The 17,757-nt window shown below is 29.2% G+C and carries 13 protein-coding genes and 1 pseudogene; all 14 read right to left on the reverse strand.

Features of this window, described 5'->3' with window-relative positions:
• Nucleotides 1–455 precede the first annotated feature (455 nt).
• On the reverse strand, nt 456–1,964 hold the full coding sequence (locus AC1XWJ_RS04570; protein WP_483334710.1) for a lipopolysaccharide biosynthesis protein: 1,509 nt from the start codon (nt 1,962–1,964) through the stop codon (nt 456–458).
• 35 nt (nt 1,965–1,999) lie between these two features.
• Nucleotides 2,000–2,959, reverse strand: coding sequence for a glycosyltransferase family 2 protein (locus AC1XWJ_RS04575; protein WP_483334711.1), 960 nt, complete (start codon nt 2,957–2,959; stop codon nt 2,000–2,002).
• Between the two features lie 108 nt (nt 2,960–3,067).
• Nucleotides 3,068–4,180: an O-antigen ligase family protein gene (locus tag AC1XWJ_RS04580; RefSeq protein WP_483334712.1), complete on the reverse strand. Its 1,113-nt coding sequence runs from the start codon at nt 4,178–4,180 to the stop codon at nt 3,068–3,070.
• A gap of 2 nt (nt 4,181–4,182) precedes the next feature.
• Nucleotides 4,183–5,310: a glycosyltransferase family 1 protein gene (locus AC1XWJ_RS04585; protein ID WP_483334713.1), complete on the reverse strand. Its 1,128-nt coding sequence runs from the start codon at nt 5,308–5,310 to the stop codon at nt 4,183–4,185.
• A 94-nt stretch (nt 5,311–5,404) separates the two neighbouring features.
• The gene (gene pssE / locus AC1XWJ_RS04590; RefSeq protein ID WP_483334714.1) at nt 5,405–5,785 is read right to left on the reverse strand and encodes a PssE/Cps14G family polysaccharide biosynthesis glycosyltransferase; all 381 of its coding nucleotides are present in this window, start codon (nt 5,783–5,785) and stop codon (nt 5,405–5,407) included.
• Nucleotides 5,786–5,800: 15 nt separating this feature from the next.
• Entirely contained in the window at nt 5,801–6,046 is a 246-nt protein-coding gene (gene pssD, locus AC1XWJ_RS04595) for a PssD/Cps14F family polysaccharide biosynthesis glycosyltransferase (protein ID WP_483334737.1), read from the reverse strand.
• Between the two features lie 103 nt (nt 6,047–6,149).
• Complete coding sequence (locus tag AC1XWJ_RS04600; protein ID WP_483334715.1) at nt 6,150–6,323, reverse strand: hypothetical protein; 174 nt, start codon at nt 6,321–6,323, stop codon at nt 6,150–6,152.
• A 42-nt stretch (nt 6,324–6,365) separates the two neighbouring features.
• A complete protein-coding gene (locus AC1XWJ_RS04605) occupies nt 6,366–6,656 on the reverse strand; it encodes a glycosyltransferase (protein ID WP_483334716.1) in 291 nt (96 codons plus the stop codon).
• Nucleotides 6,599–7,579, reverse strand: a complete 981-nt coding sequence (locus AC1XWJ_RS04610; protein ID WP_483334717.1) for a glycosyltransferase family 4 protein — start codon at nt 7,577–7,579, stop codon at nt 6,599–6,601. Before AC1XWJ_RS04610 ends, AC1XWJ_RS04605 begins: the two co-directional genes overlap by 58 nt.
• Before the next feature lie 32 nt (nt 7,580–7,611).
• A pseudogene (locus tag AC1XWJ_RS04615) lies at nt 7,612–8,810 on the reverse strand (nucleotide sugar dehydrogenase).
• A gap of 407 nt (nt 8,811–9,217) precedes the next feature.
• Nucleotides 9,218–14,116, reverse strand: coding sequence for a YPDG domain-containing protein (locus AC1XWJ_RS04620; protein ID WP_483334718.1), 4,899 nt, complete (start codon nt 14,114–14,116; stop codon nt 9,218–9,220).
• Between the two features lie 338 nt (nt 14,117–14,454).
• Complete coding sequence (locus AC1XWJ_RS04625; protein ID WP_483334719.1) at nt 14,455–15,360, reverse strand: glycosyltransferase family 2 protein; 906 nt, start codon at nt 15,358–15,360, stop codon at nt 14,455–14,457.
• A 20-nt stretch (nt 15,361–15,380) separates the two neighbouring features.
• Nucleotides 15,381–16,550 (reverse strand): glycosyltransferase family 8 protein, encoded by a 1,170-nt coding sequence (locus AC1XWJ_RS04630; RefSeq protein ID WP_483334720.1) that lies wholly within the window; start codon nt 16,548–16,550, stop codon nt 15,381–15,383.
• A 17-nt stretch (nt 16,551–16,567) separates the two neighbouring features.
• Nucleotides 16,568–17,740 carry a glycosyltransferase family 8 protein gene (locus tag AC1XWJ_RS04635; RefSeq protein WP_483334721.1) on the reverse strand — a complete coding sequence of 391 codons (1,173 nt, stop codon included), beginning with the start codon at nt 17,738–17,740 and terminating at the stop codon, nt 16,568–16,570.
• Nucleotides 17,741–17,757: the final 17 nt, after the last annotated feature.

Consider the following 17,757-nt stretch of genomic DNA (forward strand, 5'->3'; position numbering starts at 1 on the left):
TTATAATTATATACCCCCCCCCCCGATTTTGTCAACAATATTGACTTAATTATAAAAAATATTTTACAACATATTTATCAAAATAAATAAAGAACAAGAATATGTTTCTATAATTCTATTATAGAAATAGTTTTTCGTCTATAAATCTCTTTTTAAAGAATATAATACATCAAATAATAAGGTATTACTTTGTTTTCAAACAATACAAAGCGATAAAAATAATTATATAAGTTTAAGTTTATAGAAACTTAATATTTGTGAATTATATTCATATATTATCTACTATAAATATCTAAGTTATATACCAAATATCAATAAAATTAAGTCACAAATCCAAATATTAATAAAAAACTTAGTTAGCCAAAATACTTACACCAACAAATTACTAACAATAAAAAACAATACTCTAACTTTACAATATTATCATAAAGATAGAGCATTGCTTTTATATAATTTTATTTGAATTTCTTTATTATCCGTTCTTTTAGATATTGAAAACCTTCGCTCCTGTAATAGAAAACAACTACAAAGCAACTACTTACAACTAATAAAATTGTTGCTTTAATTATTAAAGCAATCAAACTATTGACAGTAACTAACCTAGAAATTCCAATACCTATAAAAATTAAAAATAACAAAACAAATAAACTTTTCATAATAGATATAAAATAACTTATACTTGAATGACCAAAAAATTTATTGAATAATAAAACCGGTTCGTACCAAAAATACGTCAACAACCTAGAAATTGATGTCCCCAACAAAATACCCGCTAGTCCTATCAATTCACCTAAAATTATTGAAATTACAAGATTTAATATTGCCGTAAATAGCATAACATATTTTATTTGATTATACAGACCTGTCGCTTCACGATATACCCATACCGGAAGCAAAACAGCAGAAAAATAAAAATTTATAATTATTGCATATAGTACCCACTCGTCTAGTAAATAACTATCACCTAACCACAAAGCAATAAAATCTTGTAATAAAAACAACATCATAATTACAACGATAATGCTAAGAATATTGCAAATAGTTTGCAAAATTTGAAATATCTCGTAACGCTTATCCTTTCCTTCTTTGACAATAAGATTCCCTAAACTAGACGTCAAGGAATTGAACGCAGTAGTCAACAGAGAAACAACTTTCGCAACAACTAACATATAGTTAGAATAAAATCCAACCGTTGCAGTTCCTACAATAATGGAAATCAAAGTGTTATCAGTAGCACTTATCAAAACATTTGATGTTTTATAAATAAATAATGACTTAATATTATTAAAAATTCCTCTAGTCTCTTCTTTATCTAAAAATACTTTATCATTAATGTAAGGATACTTCTTACTAGCTACTCTTGATACAACAATGTTATATACATAAGTAACTACTACTTGGATAATTAAATAAATTAAAAAACTGTGAGTTAACCACAAAAACAATGCCAAAAAAATATTTTGTAAAATATTAAAAATACTTCCATACTTAGCCGTAATATATCCCTTTTGATCTGCAACCAAAATAACCGTCTTATAAACAACAATATATGAAGCAACTGTATTTAATAAATACAAAACATAATAAAGAGTTAAATATGGCATTTCAGTATTCAAATTAACTACATAATCTAAAAAAGGAATAAACGCAATTCCTCCTAAAAATATAACAAGTGCTATAATATTACAAACTTTCTTATAGAAAGTTATTAAACCACTAATATATTCTTTATCATTTTCCGCTAAAGGCTTATATAAGCTATATATCATAGCTGTTATTAATCCTAAATCTGCCATAGAAAGAAGCGTTAAGACATCTTTAAATATTGCTTGCACTCCTAAGTATTCTACACTAAGAAAATAAAGAAATATACTTCTATTAATAAATCCCAGTACAAGCATTAATAATTGATACCCTATATTATATGTTATATTTTTAATTGCGTTATATGTTCTACTAGCCATTAATCTATTCCCAACTAACTTTAATATTTATTTTGTTATTTAATTTTATATGCCAATTTTATTACATTTTTGTACAACTTAGGATTTATTTTGTAAATAAGAAAAGTTATATAACGTAAAAATCCTTTTTTCCAACCTTTTGTCAAAAATATTTTTTTATTAGAATGTTCTAATTCCGAAAATATTTTTTTCTCATACTTTGCAATATCGTTCTTGTTTCCATCTTTATAAAGACATCTAAGTAACCACATCAAACTATTAACTTGATGGAGTTCTATAATTTTCTTATCATCACTACTTAATGGTAAATTTAATAATTTGTAGAATGTAGTAATAACTGTCATATTTGTCTCTGAAAATTTTCTATGCATAGTACTGTCATTATTGTTGCGGTAATGATATAAAATTTCATTTGAAACATAAATAGTATCAATATATTGACAATATATCATATTAAAAAACATATCTTCCATAATCTTGATATCTGAATCAAAATAAATGTTGTTATTCAAAATAATATCTTTTGAATACAATTTGTTACAATTCGAGCCCCACAGATGACGAGTTAACCAAAATTCATAAATAAACTTATCTTTAGTAATTAGACCAGAAAATGAATCAGATTGCTTACCATATCCAGATACTCCAATACCAACAACCGACATATCACCCATTGTAATTCCTTGATATAACTTTTCCAAAAACGAAGGATATAAATAGTCATCTGCATCTACGAACGTTATATACTCTCCCTTGGCAAGCTGGATTCCTATGTTTCTGACAACAGATACCCCTTTATTTTCTTGTGTATAAATTGTAATATGTAAGTCTTTATTGTCATTCTTAATATTATTCAAAATGTCATTTGTTCGATCATTCGAGCCGTCATCAACAAAAATTATTTCAAAATCTTTATAAGTTTGCATTTTTATACTATCAAAACAATCTATAAGATATTTTTCAGAATTAAAGCACGGAACTATAATACTAATCATCTTAATAATCTCCTTGTACACATTAATACGAGCTGATATCACTATACAATCGTGGATATGATGCTAAAACCAAAAATATGTATTGAGTAGGTCTTATTCCCGACTCCATTAATCCCCCCCAATTAAGAAACAAAAAATTGTAACGAATAAAACATTGGCTAACACATTAGATACTCTAGCGATATTTCGAAAAGCACTTATATGTAAACATACAAATACAAACAGAGCCGTTAATCCTCCTCTGATTGCAATATCAAGTAGTTGATTATGCGCCGAGAAAAAGCTTCCCCAAATTTCGATAATATCAGAATTGTTCCCAAAACCAATAAAAGGACTTTGTTTAATTAATTCTATTGCATTTGACCAAAGCAAACTTCTTCCAGTAAAACCTGCATCTCTCCCTAACAAATCGGTAATATTCGCAATAAAAGGATTGCTGTTACCAAAAACAATTACTCCTATAAAGAATAAAAAATATACGCCTACAAAAAGCCAGATTGCATAAACTCTACTTGAGATATAATTTATGCTCACTAGAGCAATAAATAAAATTACTAATGTAATACCAGTAGCTGATCCTACAATAATCATTGTAATTATACTAACTAAGTTAAAAAAAATAATTCTAGGAGCTAACATTACAGAATACTCTTTGTATGAAATTCTAACCCTAAAAATACCGTAATTTTTCTTGCACAAAAAGTAATTTATTCCCAATAATGCGAGCAAATTATAGACTATACCATTATCTTGTCCCAAAAAATATAGTGGATTTCTCACCTGTGTATATAAAGTTGCAAAAGGAAATCCATAAGGGTAAAGAATAATAAAAACAAAATTTATAATTACTAGCGTTGCTAATATGTTAAATAATACATTTAAAACTTTTTTTATATCAGCTCCAACCGCTAAATCAATCAACATAGGTATAGCTAATGCAGGTAATATATCAATATAAAAATTTTTCTCAAATAATCCATTAACAAACGATGACATAACAAAAATAAAATTAAGTCCAAAAATCATTAACATACTTTTAGAAAACTGCAATCTAATTAGATAAAGTATAAAAATAATAATTACAGCTCCTAATTTCCAAAAAGAAGTTATATCATATACCTTTGCAAAACTAGGAATAAACTTCAGAGAATAAGGAATAAAAAACGGCAATAACAAAAAATACAAAACTAGTTTATTTTGAACTAATGAACGCAACGTCATTACTATTTCTCCTTTAAGATATCTAAATAATAATTATACATTATATTTGATATATTATGTATATCAAACGACTTCAAATTATTCTGTTCTTCTTCACTTAGTTCTCTCTTGTTTTCTCTATACTTTAATATTTCTTCCGCCCAAAAATAAGCTCCTTTATCTAAAGATAAATAACGTACCTTAGATGTTAAAGCAACTGTTCTAGGTGTAGTATTAGAAGTAAAAGAAAGAAGAGCATTAGCTTGAGACTCTGCAAGAACTATCGAAAATCCTTCAAACAGACTAGGCAAAACAAAGACATCCATAGCAGAAAAATATCTATAAACATCATCAACATTGCCGATAAAAAATACTCTTTCAGATAGATTCAAATTAGCAATTTTATCTTTTATGATTTCTTCTAATTTACCAGTTCCTATCAACAATAATCTAGTATCTCCGTCTATTTTTTCTAACTTTTGAAAAATATCTACTAAAAAAGTATGATTTTTTTGTTTATTAAAATGGCCAATATGCCCAATAACTAAATTATTTTCTGTAATTCCTAACTCTCTGCGAATTTTATCTCTATCTTCCAAAGAAAATTTGAATTTCTGTAAATCAATCCCATTATAAATTACTGTAAAATCTCTATTGCCAAAAAGCCATTCTCCTGCATCCTTACTACAAGCTAGGGCGTTCGTATATAATTTTTGAAATAGAGGATTTAAAATTGTATGTAGCAACTTATAATCACAAGTTATATTATGGCTATGAACTATCCTTACCTCAACTCCTGCTAATTTCGCTGCGAGCAATTCTTCGGTCATCAAAGCACTACTTCCATGAATATGCACAATATCAAAGTTATTCTTTTTTATATAATAACGTAATTTAAAGAAATAACCAACAAGATTTTTTGTTCTTCCTTTAATTTCTACAAGTTTTAGTTTTGAATTTTCAAAAATATTTTGCAACGATTTATTAACAGAAATAGGGGACAAAACGTAACAATCTACACCATTTTGTTCAACAATGCTATCCATCGTATTAAGTACGAATTTAGTAATTCCCCCTGCATTAACTCCACTCGTAATAATGTGCAGAATCTTTAAATTGTTTTTCGAATTAATCGACTTATTTCTTGGCAATTTTTTCAATATCCTTTCTAAGTTCACTAACAAAAACGTAATTATTCGACTTAAAAGATTCATAATTCTTGTGATGAATAATTTTGATAATATCTTATAAATCAGCAACATCGAAACAAGCTTCAATAAGATTTAATTCCGAAAACATAGAAACTATTTGTGTTTGATGATCATCAACATGTTCACCATACTTGCTATCTCTTGGAATAGCTATTACATTTTTGTTCTTTTTCAAAGCTGTAATAATGGCACCAGTTCCTCCGTGACATATTACAATATCAGCTTTTTCTATATAACTATCAAAATTTTCTTTCTCAATAAAATCTATAATTTGGAACGTTTTAGGAATATAATCACTGTAACCTACTTGGGCAATAATATCTTCTTTAATTTTTCCTTTTTTCTTTAAATTATCGATAGCTTCTAATAGTCGATTAAATTGAAATTTCTGAGAACTTAATATAATAAATATCACAATTATATACCTCAACTAATAAATACCGCCAACATATTTGGCTTTAGGATAAACTTTTAACATTTCTGGCCATTGAACATAGAAAATATCAGCAATTTTATACATAAATTTTCCTGTCAAAGTAGCAGAATTAACTTTTGCAAAAGATTCTATGTAGATAACTTTTTTACCAAATATTTTGGCAAATAGACATAAAGGGATAGTTGATAAGACACCTGTTGAAACTACAACTTCTGGCCATTCTTTAAATAAAATATATATATAGAAAAGACTACATTATACAATAGTGGAAATATAAAGAAAATATTTTGACGATTTACTTGCTTAGTAAAATATGTAGGTAATAACAGTCAAATGAGTTTAGCTAACCAAATGGCTGATTTACTTGCTTAGTAAAATATGTAGGTAATAACTTAAAGTCATTGTTATACATAGTTTTTTCTGTTACGATAAAACTGTCATAATTCTTAAATAAATCTTTTAGCATTAATACCTGTTCAAAATGTCCTCCAGATGACGAAGTAAAACAAATTTTCACTACACGACACTCTCCTTTTATCTTTCAATAAACTTTACTTAATTATTTTGAAGCTATATTAATAGCATCCTTAATATTTTGATAAAAAACTTTTTCATTAAATCTATTTTGGGTTGTATATTGAGCATTTTTTGCTTTTTCATTCCAAATTGTTGGATTCTTTAAGACCTCATCAATAGTTCTAGCTAAATCTCTAGGTAAATTGTTAGTTACGTCTACAATAATACTATTATCCGAACTCGTTGTTTCAGAAATTCCTCCTTTGTTAGTAGTAATTAAAGGTGTTCCTGATAATTTGCTTCTATCATTGTCAAACCTAATGGTTCTTCCCATATTGAAGGCAAAACGACAACATCAGCTAATTTATAATATTTTCCTAAATCTTTATTGGGTACAAAACCAGTAGCGTGGACCTTAGAACTATTAGCCACTACTCTAGCAACATCTTTTTCAAAAGAAGTTAAATTATCCATTCCAAACGAACTTGCTCCTACCAACATTAAATGAGCACTAGAATTTTCTAATTGTTGAAATGCTTGCAACAATTCCCAAACACCTTTTTTGGGCATAATACGTCCTACAAACAGAATAACAGGAGAATCTTTAGGTATGTTATAACGTAATTTTAATTCTTCTTTCTCAAAGTTAGATATAGTTAATTCAAATTTTTTTGTATCTACTCCATTATGAACAACGTGAATAGGGAGATTATTACCAAAGCATTTTCTAATATTTTCTTTTAAATAGTGACTTATACTAATAATACCTGCAAATGCCGATGATAGATTAACTTTCCTAAAATGAATATTATGAGTATGAAAGTATACTTTCCCACGGTACTTATTTTCTAGTTCTTTAGTTGCAAATATATCACATAAATATAATGCATTTTGAATAATAACTACATCATAATCTTGTTCAAGTAAAAATTTTTTAGTCTTTTTTTCGTTTAATATTTGCCAAAGATAGTTTTTTTGCCACAAGTCTTTATCACGTTTTATAAAACGTATAAAAGAAGTTATCCTTTTATCTATAAAATCAATATAATCTGGTCTTCTGAGCCACCTAAACCTTACATTAGGATATTTTCCTATTGACATTGACATAGCGTCCTTATCATAAAGCGAAAAAATTGTTATTTCTATAGATTTATCTTCATTAGCACCTTTAACTATACTTTCTATCAAAGTTTCTACTGCACCACCTCTTACAGCAGGAATAGGAAACAGATATGAATTTAAAATAGCAACTTTCACTTCTTCACCCCTTTTATACTTTTAACATCTTACTAATCTCTACCAAAGATATCTTTTGTATATACTTTATCTTTAACAAAATCCAACTCTTTGACATATCTATTAGCTAATATTAAATTCGATTTCCCACAGAAATATTCAAAATCACTAGTTACTGGAATATCGTTCCAACTTTTAGCATTAATTTTCGGTTCAAAAATAATCATTTTTATATTATTTTCCTTAAGTCTTCTAATAATTCCTTGAATAGAACTTTGTCTAAAATTATCGGAATTAGATTTCATAGTAAGTCTATAAATACCTACTAAAGCATTATCTTTTTTTGTAGCTAAAAGTTCCAAAACTCTCTCAGCTATAAAATCCTTGCGAGTAGTATTAGAATCAACAATAGCCTTCATAAGTTCTTGAGGTATAGACTCATAGTTTGCCAATAATTGTTTGGTATCTTAGGCAAACAGTATCCTCCGTAACCAAAAGATGGGTTATTATAATAATCTCCAATTCTTGAATCAAGTTTCACTCCGTTTATAATAGATTTAGTATCCAATCCATTTACCTCTGCATAAGTATCTAACTCATTAAAGAAACTAATACGCATAGCCAAATAAGTATTTGAAAATAATTTAACAGCTTCTGCTTCAGAATCAGACATCATCAAAACAGGAATATCATTTTTATAGGCGCTAGAACGCAACATATTAATAAATACTTCTAAACCTTCTTTAATTCTTAAGTTATTCTCATCAAATCCAAAAATAATACGACTAGGATACAAATTATCATACAATGCTTTTGTCTCACGCAAAAATTCAGGACTGAACACAATATTAGCTTTTGGATATTTATCACGCATACGTTTGGTAAAACCTACTGGAACAGTCGATTTAATTATAATAATAGCTTGCGGACGATAATCTAACACCTTATCAATAGTCATTTCTACTGACGTAGTATCAAAAGAAGATAATTCTGAATCATAATTAGTTGGCGTCGCAATAATTACTAAATCAGCTGACTCGTAAGCTAAATTTTCGTCTAAAGTTGCAAACAAACTCAAATCTTTATTAGCAAAAAATGATAATATCTCTTCATCTTCTATAGGAGATATTCGTTTATTAATAAGAGTAACACGTTCCTCATCAATATCCAACGCATATACAGGATATTTTTGACTCAACATAGCGGAAATACTTAATCCTACATACCCCATTCCAACAACAGTTACCCGCAACGGTGGACCTACTTCCATATTTCTTTTCTCCTTTTTAACTTTCCCTAGATAACAATAAAAAGTAATTCAATAAATTGTCAACAATATATAACTCCCTTTTTTATAAATTATATTAGTTATTTATTTCAAATCTAAAAACTCAACTCAATAATGTATAATACCAAATTTTCATATAATCATATTATCGTTATTATTTTATACTATAATCTTAAAAATTGTCAATATTTTATAGTATTTAATATCTGTTTAAATGATATTCTATAAAAAATAATAGTATATTTACATTGAAAATATACTAATATGTATATATTACTATTAATTTTATATAATATACTAATTGACTTTTTTGCACTAAATTATAAAAGACAAGGCATTAAATACCTTGTCTTTTTTTTAAAATTATTAAATTATTTATTATCTTTTTTTCTTCTACCTAGTAGACCTGCTAATGCTAATAGAACTAGACCAGCTGCACTTGTAGTTGTAGTTTCTCCAGTATTAGATAATTTTTTAGATACTTTAGATTCTGAAGATTTTCCTCCTGACACAACAGGTGTTGTCGGCTTAGAGTTTGGATCTTTTGGATCTGTTCCTTTTGCTTTTTCTTCTTCATCTGTAAATCCATCGTTATCATCATCTGGATCTGTTACATCTGGAATTTTATCTCCGTCTGTATCTCTTTGTACTTTGATTACGAAGTCTTCTGTCGCCACTACGTTTCCAGTTTCATCTTTGATTTCTACTGTTACTGTGTAGTCTCTTTCTTCTTCATCTTTGCCCCAATCTGTTACTGTTGGCGTTCCAGTAATTTCTCCTGTTTCTGGATTATACGTTAATCCTCCTGGTAGTCCACTTACTTCTACTGTTCCGTTTTTCGGTACGTCAGTAGTTTCTACTTTAATTGGATCTATTGGTTGTTTTTCTATTACTGTTTTGTCTCCAATGTCTTTGATTGATGGTGATTTTTTATCTGGATTTGTTACAGTTATTTTCACTGGTACTTCATCTTTGCTTCCATCTGGATATGTTACTGTGATTGTTGTTTCTATAACATCTCCTGGTTTCGCTGTTCCTGGAACTTTTACTGTAATCTCTCCTGTGTTTGGATCTACTTTTACATTTGGGTTGCTTGACTCAAATGTTGATCCATCTGGCAAGTTACTTCCATCTTCGTTCTTAGGCGCTGGAATTGTTACTGTTTCTCCTGGCTTACCTGTCTTGTCTTCGTACTTAGGCTCATTTGTATCTGCTTGTTTTGGATCTTTTTCAGTTACAGTTATTTTCACTGGTACTTCGTCTTTGCTTCCATCTGGGTATGTTACTGTGATTGTTGTTTCTATAACATCTCCTGGTTTCGCTGTTTCTGGAACTTTTACTGTAATCTCTCCTGTGTTTGGATCTACTTTTATATCTGGATTGCTTGATTCAAATGTTGATCCATCTGGTAAGTTACTTCCATCTTCGTTCTTAGGTGCTGGAATTGTTACTGTTTCTCCTGGCTTACCTGTCTTGTCTTCGTACTTAGGTTCGTTTGTATCTGCTTGTTTTGGATCTTTTTCAGTTACAGTTATTTTCACTGGTACTTCGTCTTTGCTTCCATCTGGATATGTTACTGTAATTGTACTTGTAATTTCATCTCCTGGTTTCGCTGTTTCTGGAACTTTTACTGTAATCTCTCCTGTGTTTGGATCTACTTTTACATCTGGGTTGTTTGACTCAAATTTTGATCCATCTGGCAAGTTACTTCCATTTTCGTTCTTAGGTGCTGGTACTTTTACTGTTTCTCCTGGCTTACCTGTCTTGTCTTCGTACTTAGGCTCATTTGTATCTGCTTGTTTTGGATCTTTTTCAGTTACAGTTACTTTAACTGGTACTTCGTCTTTGCTTCCATCTGGGTATGTTACTGTGATTGTTGTTTCTATAACATCTCCTGGTTTCGCTGTTTCTGGAACTGTTACTGTAATCTCTCCAGTGTTTGGATCTACTTTTACATCTGGGTTGCTTGATTCAAATGTTGATCCATCTGGTAAGTTACTTCCATTTTCGTTCTTAGGCGCTGGTACTTTTACTGTTTCTCCTGGCTTACCTGTCTTGTCTTCGTACTTAGGCTCATTTGTATCTGCGTTTGGCGCTCCCGGCTTAGAGTTTGGATCTTTTGGATTTGTTCCTTTTTCTTTTTCTTCTGTATCTGGAACTCCATCATTGTCATCATCTGTGTCTGTTTCGTCTGGTGTTCCGTCTCCATCTGGTTCTAGTTTGAACTCTGCAGTAACTTTATCAGTTGTTTTATCTGGATATGTTACTACTACTGGTACTTCTACTTTCTCTGCCGTTTCTCCTGTTGGATTTTCTGGAGCTGTTACTGTTACTACTCCTGTGTCTGGATCTATTGTTACTGTGTATCCGTCTGGTGCCACAAAGTTTGGATCTATTCCATACTTAGTTCCACTTGGCGCTGTTGTTTCTTTTCCATCTTCTCCTTTTATTACTGGAGTTGATGTCGCCGGTGTACCTGGTACTACATTTTTTGTTGGATACTCTGGTGTATATTTATCTGCTTGTGTTGTTGGATCAGTTACTGTTATTTTGAATGTTTCTGTAACTGGTTGTCCATTCGCAGCTTTAACTGGATTTCCAGCTTTATCCAGGACAGTTACTGTTACTGTACTTTCTCCTAACGCTGTTGGTGTTCCAGAGATTGTTTTTGTATCTGGATTAAATGTTACTCCATCTGGTAATCCTTCTACTTTTAAAGATCCTCCATTTGGTAATTTATTTACTGTTACCGTTACATTTGTAATTGGCTCTCCTAATTTTACAGTTTGATCTTCTATTGGAGTAATTGATGACGCTATTGAATTTGGATCTTTTGGATTTGTTCCATCTGTATGCTCTTCTGTATCCGGAATACCATCATTATCATCATCTGTATCTGTTTCGTCTGGTGTTCCATCTCCATCTGTATCTAGTTTAAACTCTGCAGTAACTTTATCAGTTGACATATCTGGGTATGTTACTACTACTGGTACTTCTACTTTCTCTGCAGTTTCTCCTGTTGGATTTTCTGGCGCTGTTAACGTAACTACTCCTGTATCTGGATCTATTGTTACTGTGTATCCGTCTGGTGCCACAAAGTTTGGATCTATTCCATACTTAGTTCCACTTGGGGCTGTTGTTGCGTCACCATCTTTGTCTTTTATTGTTGGTGTTGATGTTGCTGGTGTTTTTGGCACTACATTTGTTACTGGATATTCTGGCTCGTATGTATCTGCATCTTTACTTGAATTAATTACTGTAATTTTGGCATTTACTGTAGCTACTGTTCCATCTGGATAAGTTAAAGTAACAGGAATTAATATTTCTGTTCCTGCTGGAGTGTTGTCTGCTACTGTAGCAGTAATTACTCCAGTTGCTGAATCTATACTTACATTACTCAATGTATTTGGTTTAGTACCTAATGTGAATGTAGAACCAGAAGGTACTTCTACTTGCTTACTAGAAATATCTGTTATTTTCGGAATAATAGCTTGAGCTTGTTTTCCTGCTTCAACAGTAGAATCTTCATAAGAAACATCATACGTTTGTTTATCTGGAGCATTTAAAGTTAATAAGTTAGTATCCAAGAATGAGTTAGCATAAGAACCTCTTAAAACTCCAGGTTCATTAGCACCTACTGGATTTGTTCCAGATTTAGTTTCTCGTCCCATCCACCCTTCAAAGTTCAAAGTTCCATTTTGATCTTTTATAATCTTATTCAATTCTTTTGCTAATTCTACAGAATTTTTAGGATTTTTTAGACCATATTCTACTGTAATATATAGAGGTTGCCCTAACGTATAACTAAATAAATTTTGACTAAAGAAGTTACGCACTTTATTTACATCCGCTTGACTACTTTTTCCTGCAATAGTTAGATTACTGTTAGTTCTTGAATCAACTATTCCTTGAGAATCTGCTGTAATATTAAAACGTTGCTTGTTATCTAAAATATTACCACTAGAATTAGATTGATATATACTAATATTATTGCCATCTATAAATGGTAATAAAGACTTAGGAATTTGTTGTACAAAGTATGGTAAAGTTTGGTAACTATTAGCTACTCCTAAAAGACCATATGCTCCAGATGGTGTAATAATATAAACAGATTTTATACTATTAGCAATACCTGATGTATCTCCATGTAAATCCGGCAATACTTTCATTATAGGCGGTACATTAGCTGCAGCATCTTTCTTCGTCCCCGTAAAGTTATTACGCACACCATTATCAGAATCATTTAAACGTTGATTGTTTGTGCTAAACCAGCTATTATCAATTGATTCTGCAACAAGTTTGTTAATACCTTCTGATTTTTTATAATCTTTACCTGTTACCCAACCAGATGTAAACGAAATAGCCTTATTATCTAATCCTAAACCTGTTAATGTTTGTCCATTTTTTAATTTAATAACAATTTTATTTTCATACTTAGTTCCAATTAATCCTGTACTAAATGTTTTTGTCAATAATTCTACCGCCCAAGTAGATGGGTTCCCATTATACTTTTCAAATTGAACATTATTTACAGAAATACTCTCAATATTCTCATAAAATCTAGGATTTTGGAACGATAGTACATAATGTCCTGCCAATGGATATGTATTATCTTTTTGCCATCCGCTCGCTAATTGTGTCCACGAAGTTGAATTTAAAACTATTGTATTATTTGAAATACTATCTAACTCAGTACCTGCATACAATACATTCGTTTCACTAGGAAGTCCTTTTTTAGCTGGTTGTGTTATACCTTTAAGATCAAAATCGTTTGTTACATCTATTCCAGGATTATTTACATTAATAGTACCTTCTGTTGTAATAGGCTCTATTTTAGTTGTTTGTGTTTTTTCTACTCCATTCTTATCTGTAACTTTTACAGTAAGATTTCCACCACTTACAGGACGCTCAAAGCTATAAGTACCATCAGCTCCTGATAAAGCTACTTTTTTACCATCTAAAGTAGCTTCTACTTTTACTGCATTTTCAGTTAATATGGTAACCGTTGATTCCGCAATATCTATATTAAGAATAGCTAATTCAGATGAAGAATCCGCACTTCTTAAGCTTAAGTTATTAGGAGCAACATCTTCTACTGAAGATTCAGTAGCTGCCGGCTGTACTTCTCCACTATTATTAGCGGAAGCATCAGAAGATGCTATTCCTAAAGATAACAAAGTACCTAGTACAACACTAGCTGCACCAAAGTGATATTTTCTTATAGAAAAGCGTTGACTCATACTGTACCAATCAAACTTTTTCTTATTCATTAATTGTTCTCCTTTTAATAAAATTAAAATAATAAATTTATTCACTATAAAAGTGAAAAATACATATGAATTATATTATACACACCCCCCCCCGTTTTTGTCAACCATCTTTATGAAAACCCTAAAAAATATTTTAACATTATTCATAAAAACGACTTATTTTAGTCAAAATTTTCTTATTATAGTAAACATATATATTTTTATTCCAATTAATAAATTCTATAAATATTTATCGATATATTTATAGCAACGAAAAATTACCGCACTATATCAACTACAAAATAAAAAATCCTTGCATTATGCAATACAAGGAAAATAAAACTCAAAAAATATTTAATTTATTGTTTATTATTTTGTTTCCGTTCATTTCCTATATCATATAGTTCCATTTTCTGTAATATTACTTTATATATAGGATCATAAGTTAAACAATGATATTCCATAAGATTCTTGTAGTCATATAATAATTTGTACGCTCTATTTCTTGCATCTGATAAACCTCCTCCATAAAGTACAATATCTGCAAGTTTTTCGTTAACCATATCTACTAAATCATAACATCTCTTTAAAGTAAATTTAGAAGTCATAACACTATTTTCTCTCACTCTATAAAAATAATAATTCCCATTTACTAAAATAGTCTTCTTACTTTTAAATAACAATTTATGAGTTACAAAGTCATCTTCAAATATTTTTCCTACGGGATAGTGTATGTTATTAAAAAGTTCTTTTTTGAACAATTTTCCTACCAATATAATAAATGCAGATGTGTTATACTTCCAAACACTTTGTCTAATTACCGAATCAATAGGATTAATTTCTTCAATTAAAAAGTTTTCATCCAAAACATAATAATAGAAATTACCATCATTCTCATTATATTTTAGATAATTACCTATTACTATATCTGCATCCGCTTGTTGTTGCTCTTTATACAATATCTCAATATAATCTTCTACAACCCAATCATCAGAGTCTATAAATGTAATTAATTCTCCCGTAGCTTTAGATAATCCAAAATTTCTAGAGCAAGATGCTCCACCATTTTCCTTATGATAAACTTTTATACGATTATCTTGGTTAGCATATTCGTTACATATTCTTCCTGATTCATCAGTAGATCCATCATTAACCAAAATAATTTCTAAATTTTTATAGGTTTGATTAATAATACTATCAACACATTCTCTTAGATATCTTTCAACGTTATATACCGGAATAATAACACTTATTTTATCATTCATAATAACTACCTCTATAAAATTTATTTTTTATATTCCTTTAATTTTCTTACCATTTTTTCTGGTTGTGTATGTAATATTATATCATCATAAAATATATCTTCCCTATGCTTCATATTATCAAAAGTCAAAACTTTTTTTCCTAAATGCTTGGCACGATTAACTATATCAGACATTTCAGCATAAGCATTTATATCCAAATAACAATCACAACTTTCAAGTAGCACATCTACTTGAATATTATCTACGTTAGGATAAATAAATACATTATCTTTTGCTGCCAAATTTCTTAAATCCGGAGCCATAAACGTATATGCAGCTATATTAAATTGGTACTCTGGCAAATTCTCTACCAGATAATCAATATTTTCTATATGCGCTGAATTAGTAAGTATAAATATTTTATTACCTAATGTATTACTAAATCTACTAGAAATTTTATTTCTTAAGTATATTTCATGCCAATCCAATGAATTATAATGCCACCATAAGTCTCTAAATTCTCCACCCGAACTATAAGTATTCCAAGGTTTTTGACTTGTAGAATAATGAATAATCTTTGGCTTTTCTATACAATATTTATACTCCTCGTGTCCGTAGAATCCTAATCCTGGTTGCCAATTATAAATCCTAGATATTTTTTTGTATTGTGGAAATAAATAGTTTAATACACTTTGATCAGCTAACGGAAAATGCTTACTCTCATCTTTTGTAATCTCTATTAATTTTTGAGTTATGTTGTCTTCTTTACATTTTTCTATATCAAACACAATAACTCCTGCATTAAATTCACTTTCACTATCTGTTTCTTTAACTGCAGCAATATGGTTTTCTTCAAAATCTATATTAAATAAATGCGAAATATCATCATCTACTATTATATCTACATCAAGATAAAGTGCAGTCTTTTCTTCTACTATATTTGGAATGATATATCTAAAATATGTTCTATAATTTATATAATCTAATAATTTAACAGAAAAATTTTCAAATTCGCTTTCTACTAATTTTATATCTTTTATTTCACACCCTAATATTGTAAGTTTCTCTCTAATCATAATAAACCATTCTTTTGGTATATCATCGTTTAAAATATAAAATTTTATATTTTTATTATGAAGACAAATAGATTTTATAATTGTAGTAAGTTGATTTATATAATTATTGTCCGCTGATAATACTATCGCTTTCACAAAATTCCCCCCTATCTTTAAATATTTTTTATATACTCTACCATAGTATTCGGTTTGCTATCATCAAAAGTTATTTGCCCTTGTTCACTATGTTTTGTAGAGTTAAATGCTAACACTTTTTTATTTTTAGAATTAAAGAAATTCACAACACCATTTACTTCTTCTCCATAATTAATATCTAACAATAAATCACTTATTGTTGATAAGTAATTTCCAAATCCTTTTATAACTGCAATATCAGACGCTACTTCCACATTATGATATTTTAATAATTTAGAGATATTGTGCGAAACTACTACTGGTGCTGCGATTATAAATTTTACTTTCGGAAGATTTTGTACAAGATATTCTATGTTCAACAAACTATCAGTATAAGTATACACTAATGCAACTTTTTCAAAATCAGATGTAATCATATTTTTATATAATTGTTTGACATTTCCATTTATATCTCCAAAATCCAGATTATTATAAAACCACCATACTTCTCTAAACACACATTGCGAATATGGTTTCCAAGGTTTTCTTTCTGTTAAATAATGTATAATTACAGGATAATCAATATCAAACAAATTATAATTAGCAAAATCTGTATGTAAAGTTATTGCATTGTATGAGAAATTTAACTCAAGCCACTTATCTTTAAATAACATATTCAAAATACTTTGATCAGCTTGTGAAACTGTGTTGTGATATTTATTAGTTAATTCTATTAATTTTTGGGTTATACTTTCTTCTTTCCATATTTTATTATTAATTAACATTACGCCAGCATTAAATATTACTTCGTTATAATAATGAAGACCACCTAAATCTTTTACTGCCGCTAAAGGATAGTCATCTAAACCAATCGAAAATAATTCGTCCAAATTCTTAGTTACAACTAAATCACAATCTAAGTAAAGAGCTTTATCTTCTTCAACAAAATCAGGAATAAAATAACGAAGAAATACTGTATAACTTATATCTGTTTTGTAGCTATTCACTTGATTTTCTTCTACTCTTGCATTGATTATTTCACAATTGATTTTTTCTAATTTTTTATTCAATGCTATAAACCATTCGTTTGGAAAGTTACTATTTATTAAATAAAATTTAACATTGATATTATGATAGCAAACAGATTTTATAGTAGTTAATACTTGTTCTACATATTCATAATTAGCTGCTAATACTATCGCTTTTTTCATAATTAGCTCCCCTCTCT

The sequence above is a fragment of the Gemelliphila sp. 1F1 genome (assembly GCF_056897515.1).

Bases quoted from the DNA above. Each gene is read 5' to 3' on its own strand.
- AC1XWJ_RS04605 (WP_483334716.1), bottom strand. From the start codon at position 6,656: ATGGGAAGAACCATTAGGTTTGACAATGATAGAAGCAAATTATCAGGA.
- AC1XWJ_RS04575 (WP_483334711.1), bottom strand. From the start codon at position 2,959: ATGATTAGTATTATAGTTCCGTGCTTTAATTCTGAAAAATATCTTATA.
- AC1XWJ_RS04635 (WP_483334721.1), bottom strand. From the start codon at position 17,740: ATGAAAAAAGCGATAGTATTAGCAGCTAATTATGAATATGTAGAACAA.
- AC1XWJ_RS04625 (WP_483334719.1), bottom strand. From the start codon at position 15,360: ATGAATGATAAAATAAGTGTTATTATTCCGGTATATAACGTTGAAAGA.
- AC1XWJ_RS04620 (WP_483334718.1), bottom strand. From the start codon at position 14,116: ATGAATAAGAAAAAGTTTGATTGGTACAGTATGAGTCAACGCTTTTCT.
- AC1XWJ_RS04580 (WP_483334712.1), bottom strand. From the start codon at position 4,180: ATGACGTTGCGTTCATTAGTTCAAAATAAACTAGTTTTGTATTTTTTG.
- AC1XWJ_RS04570 (WP_483334710.1), bottom strand. From the start codon at position 1,964: ATGGCTAGTAGAACATATAACGCAATTAAAAATATAACATATAATATA.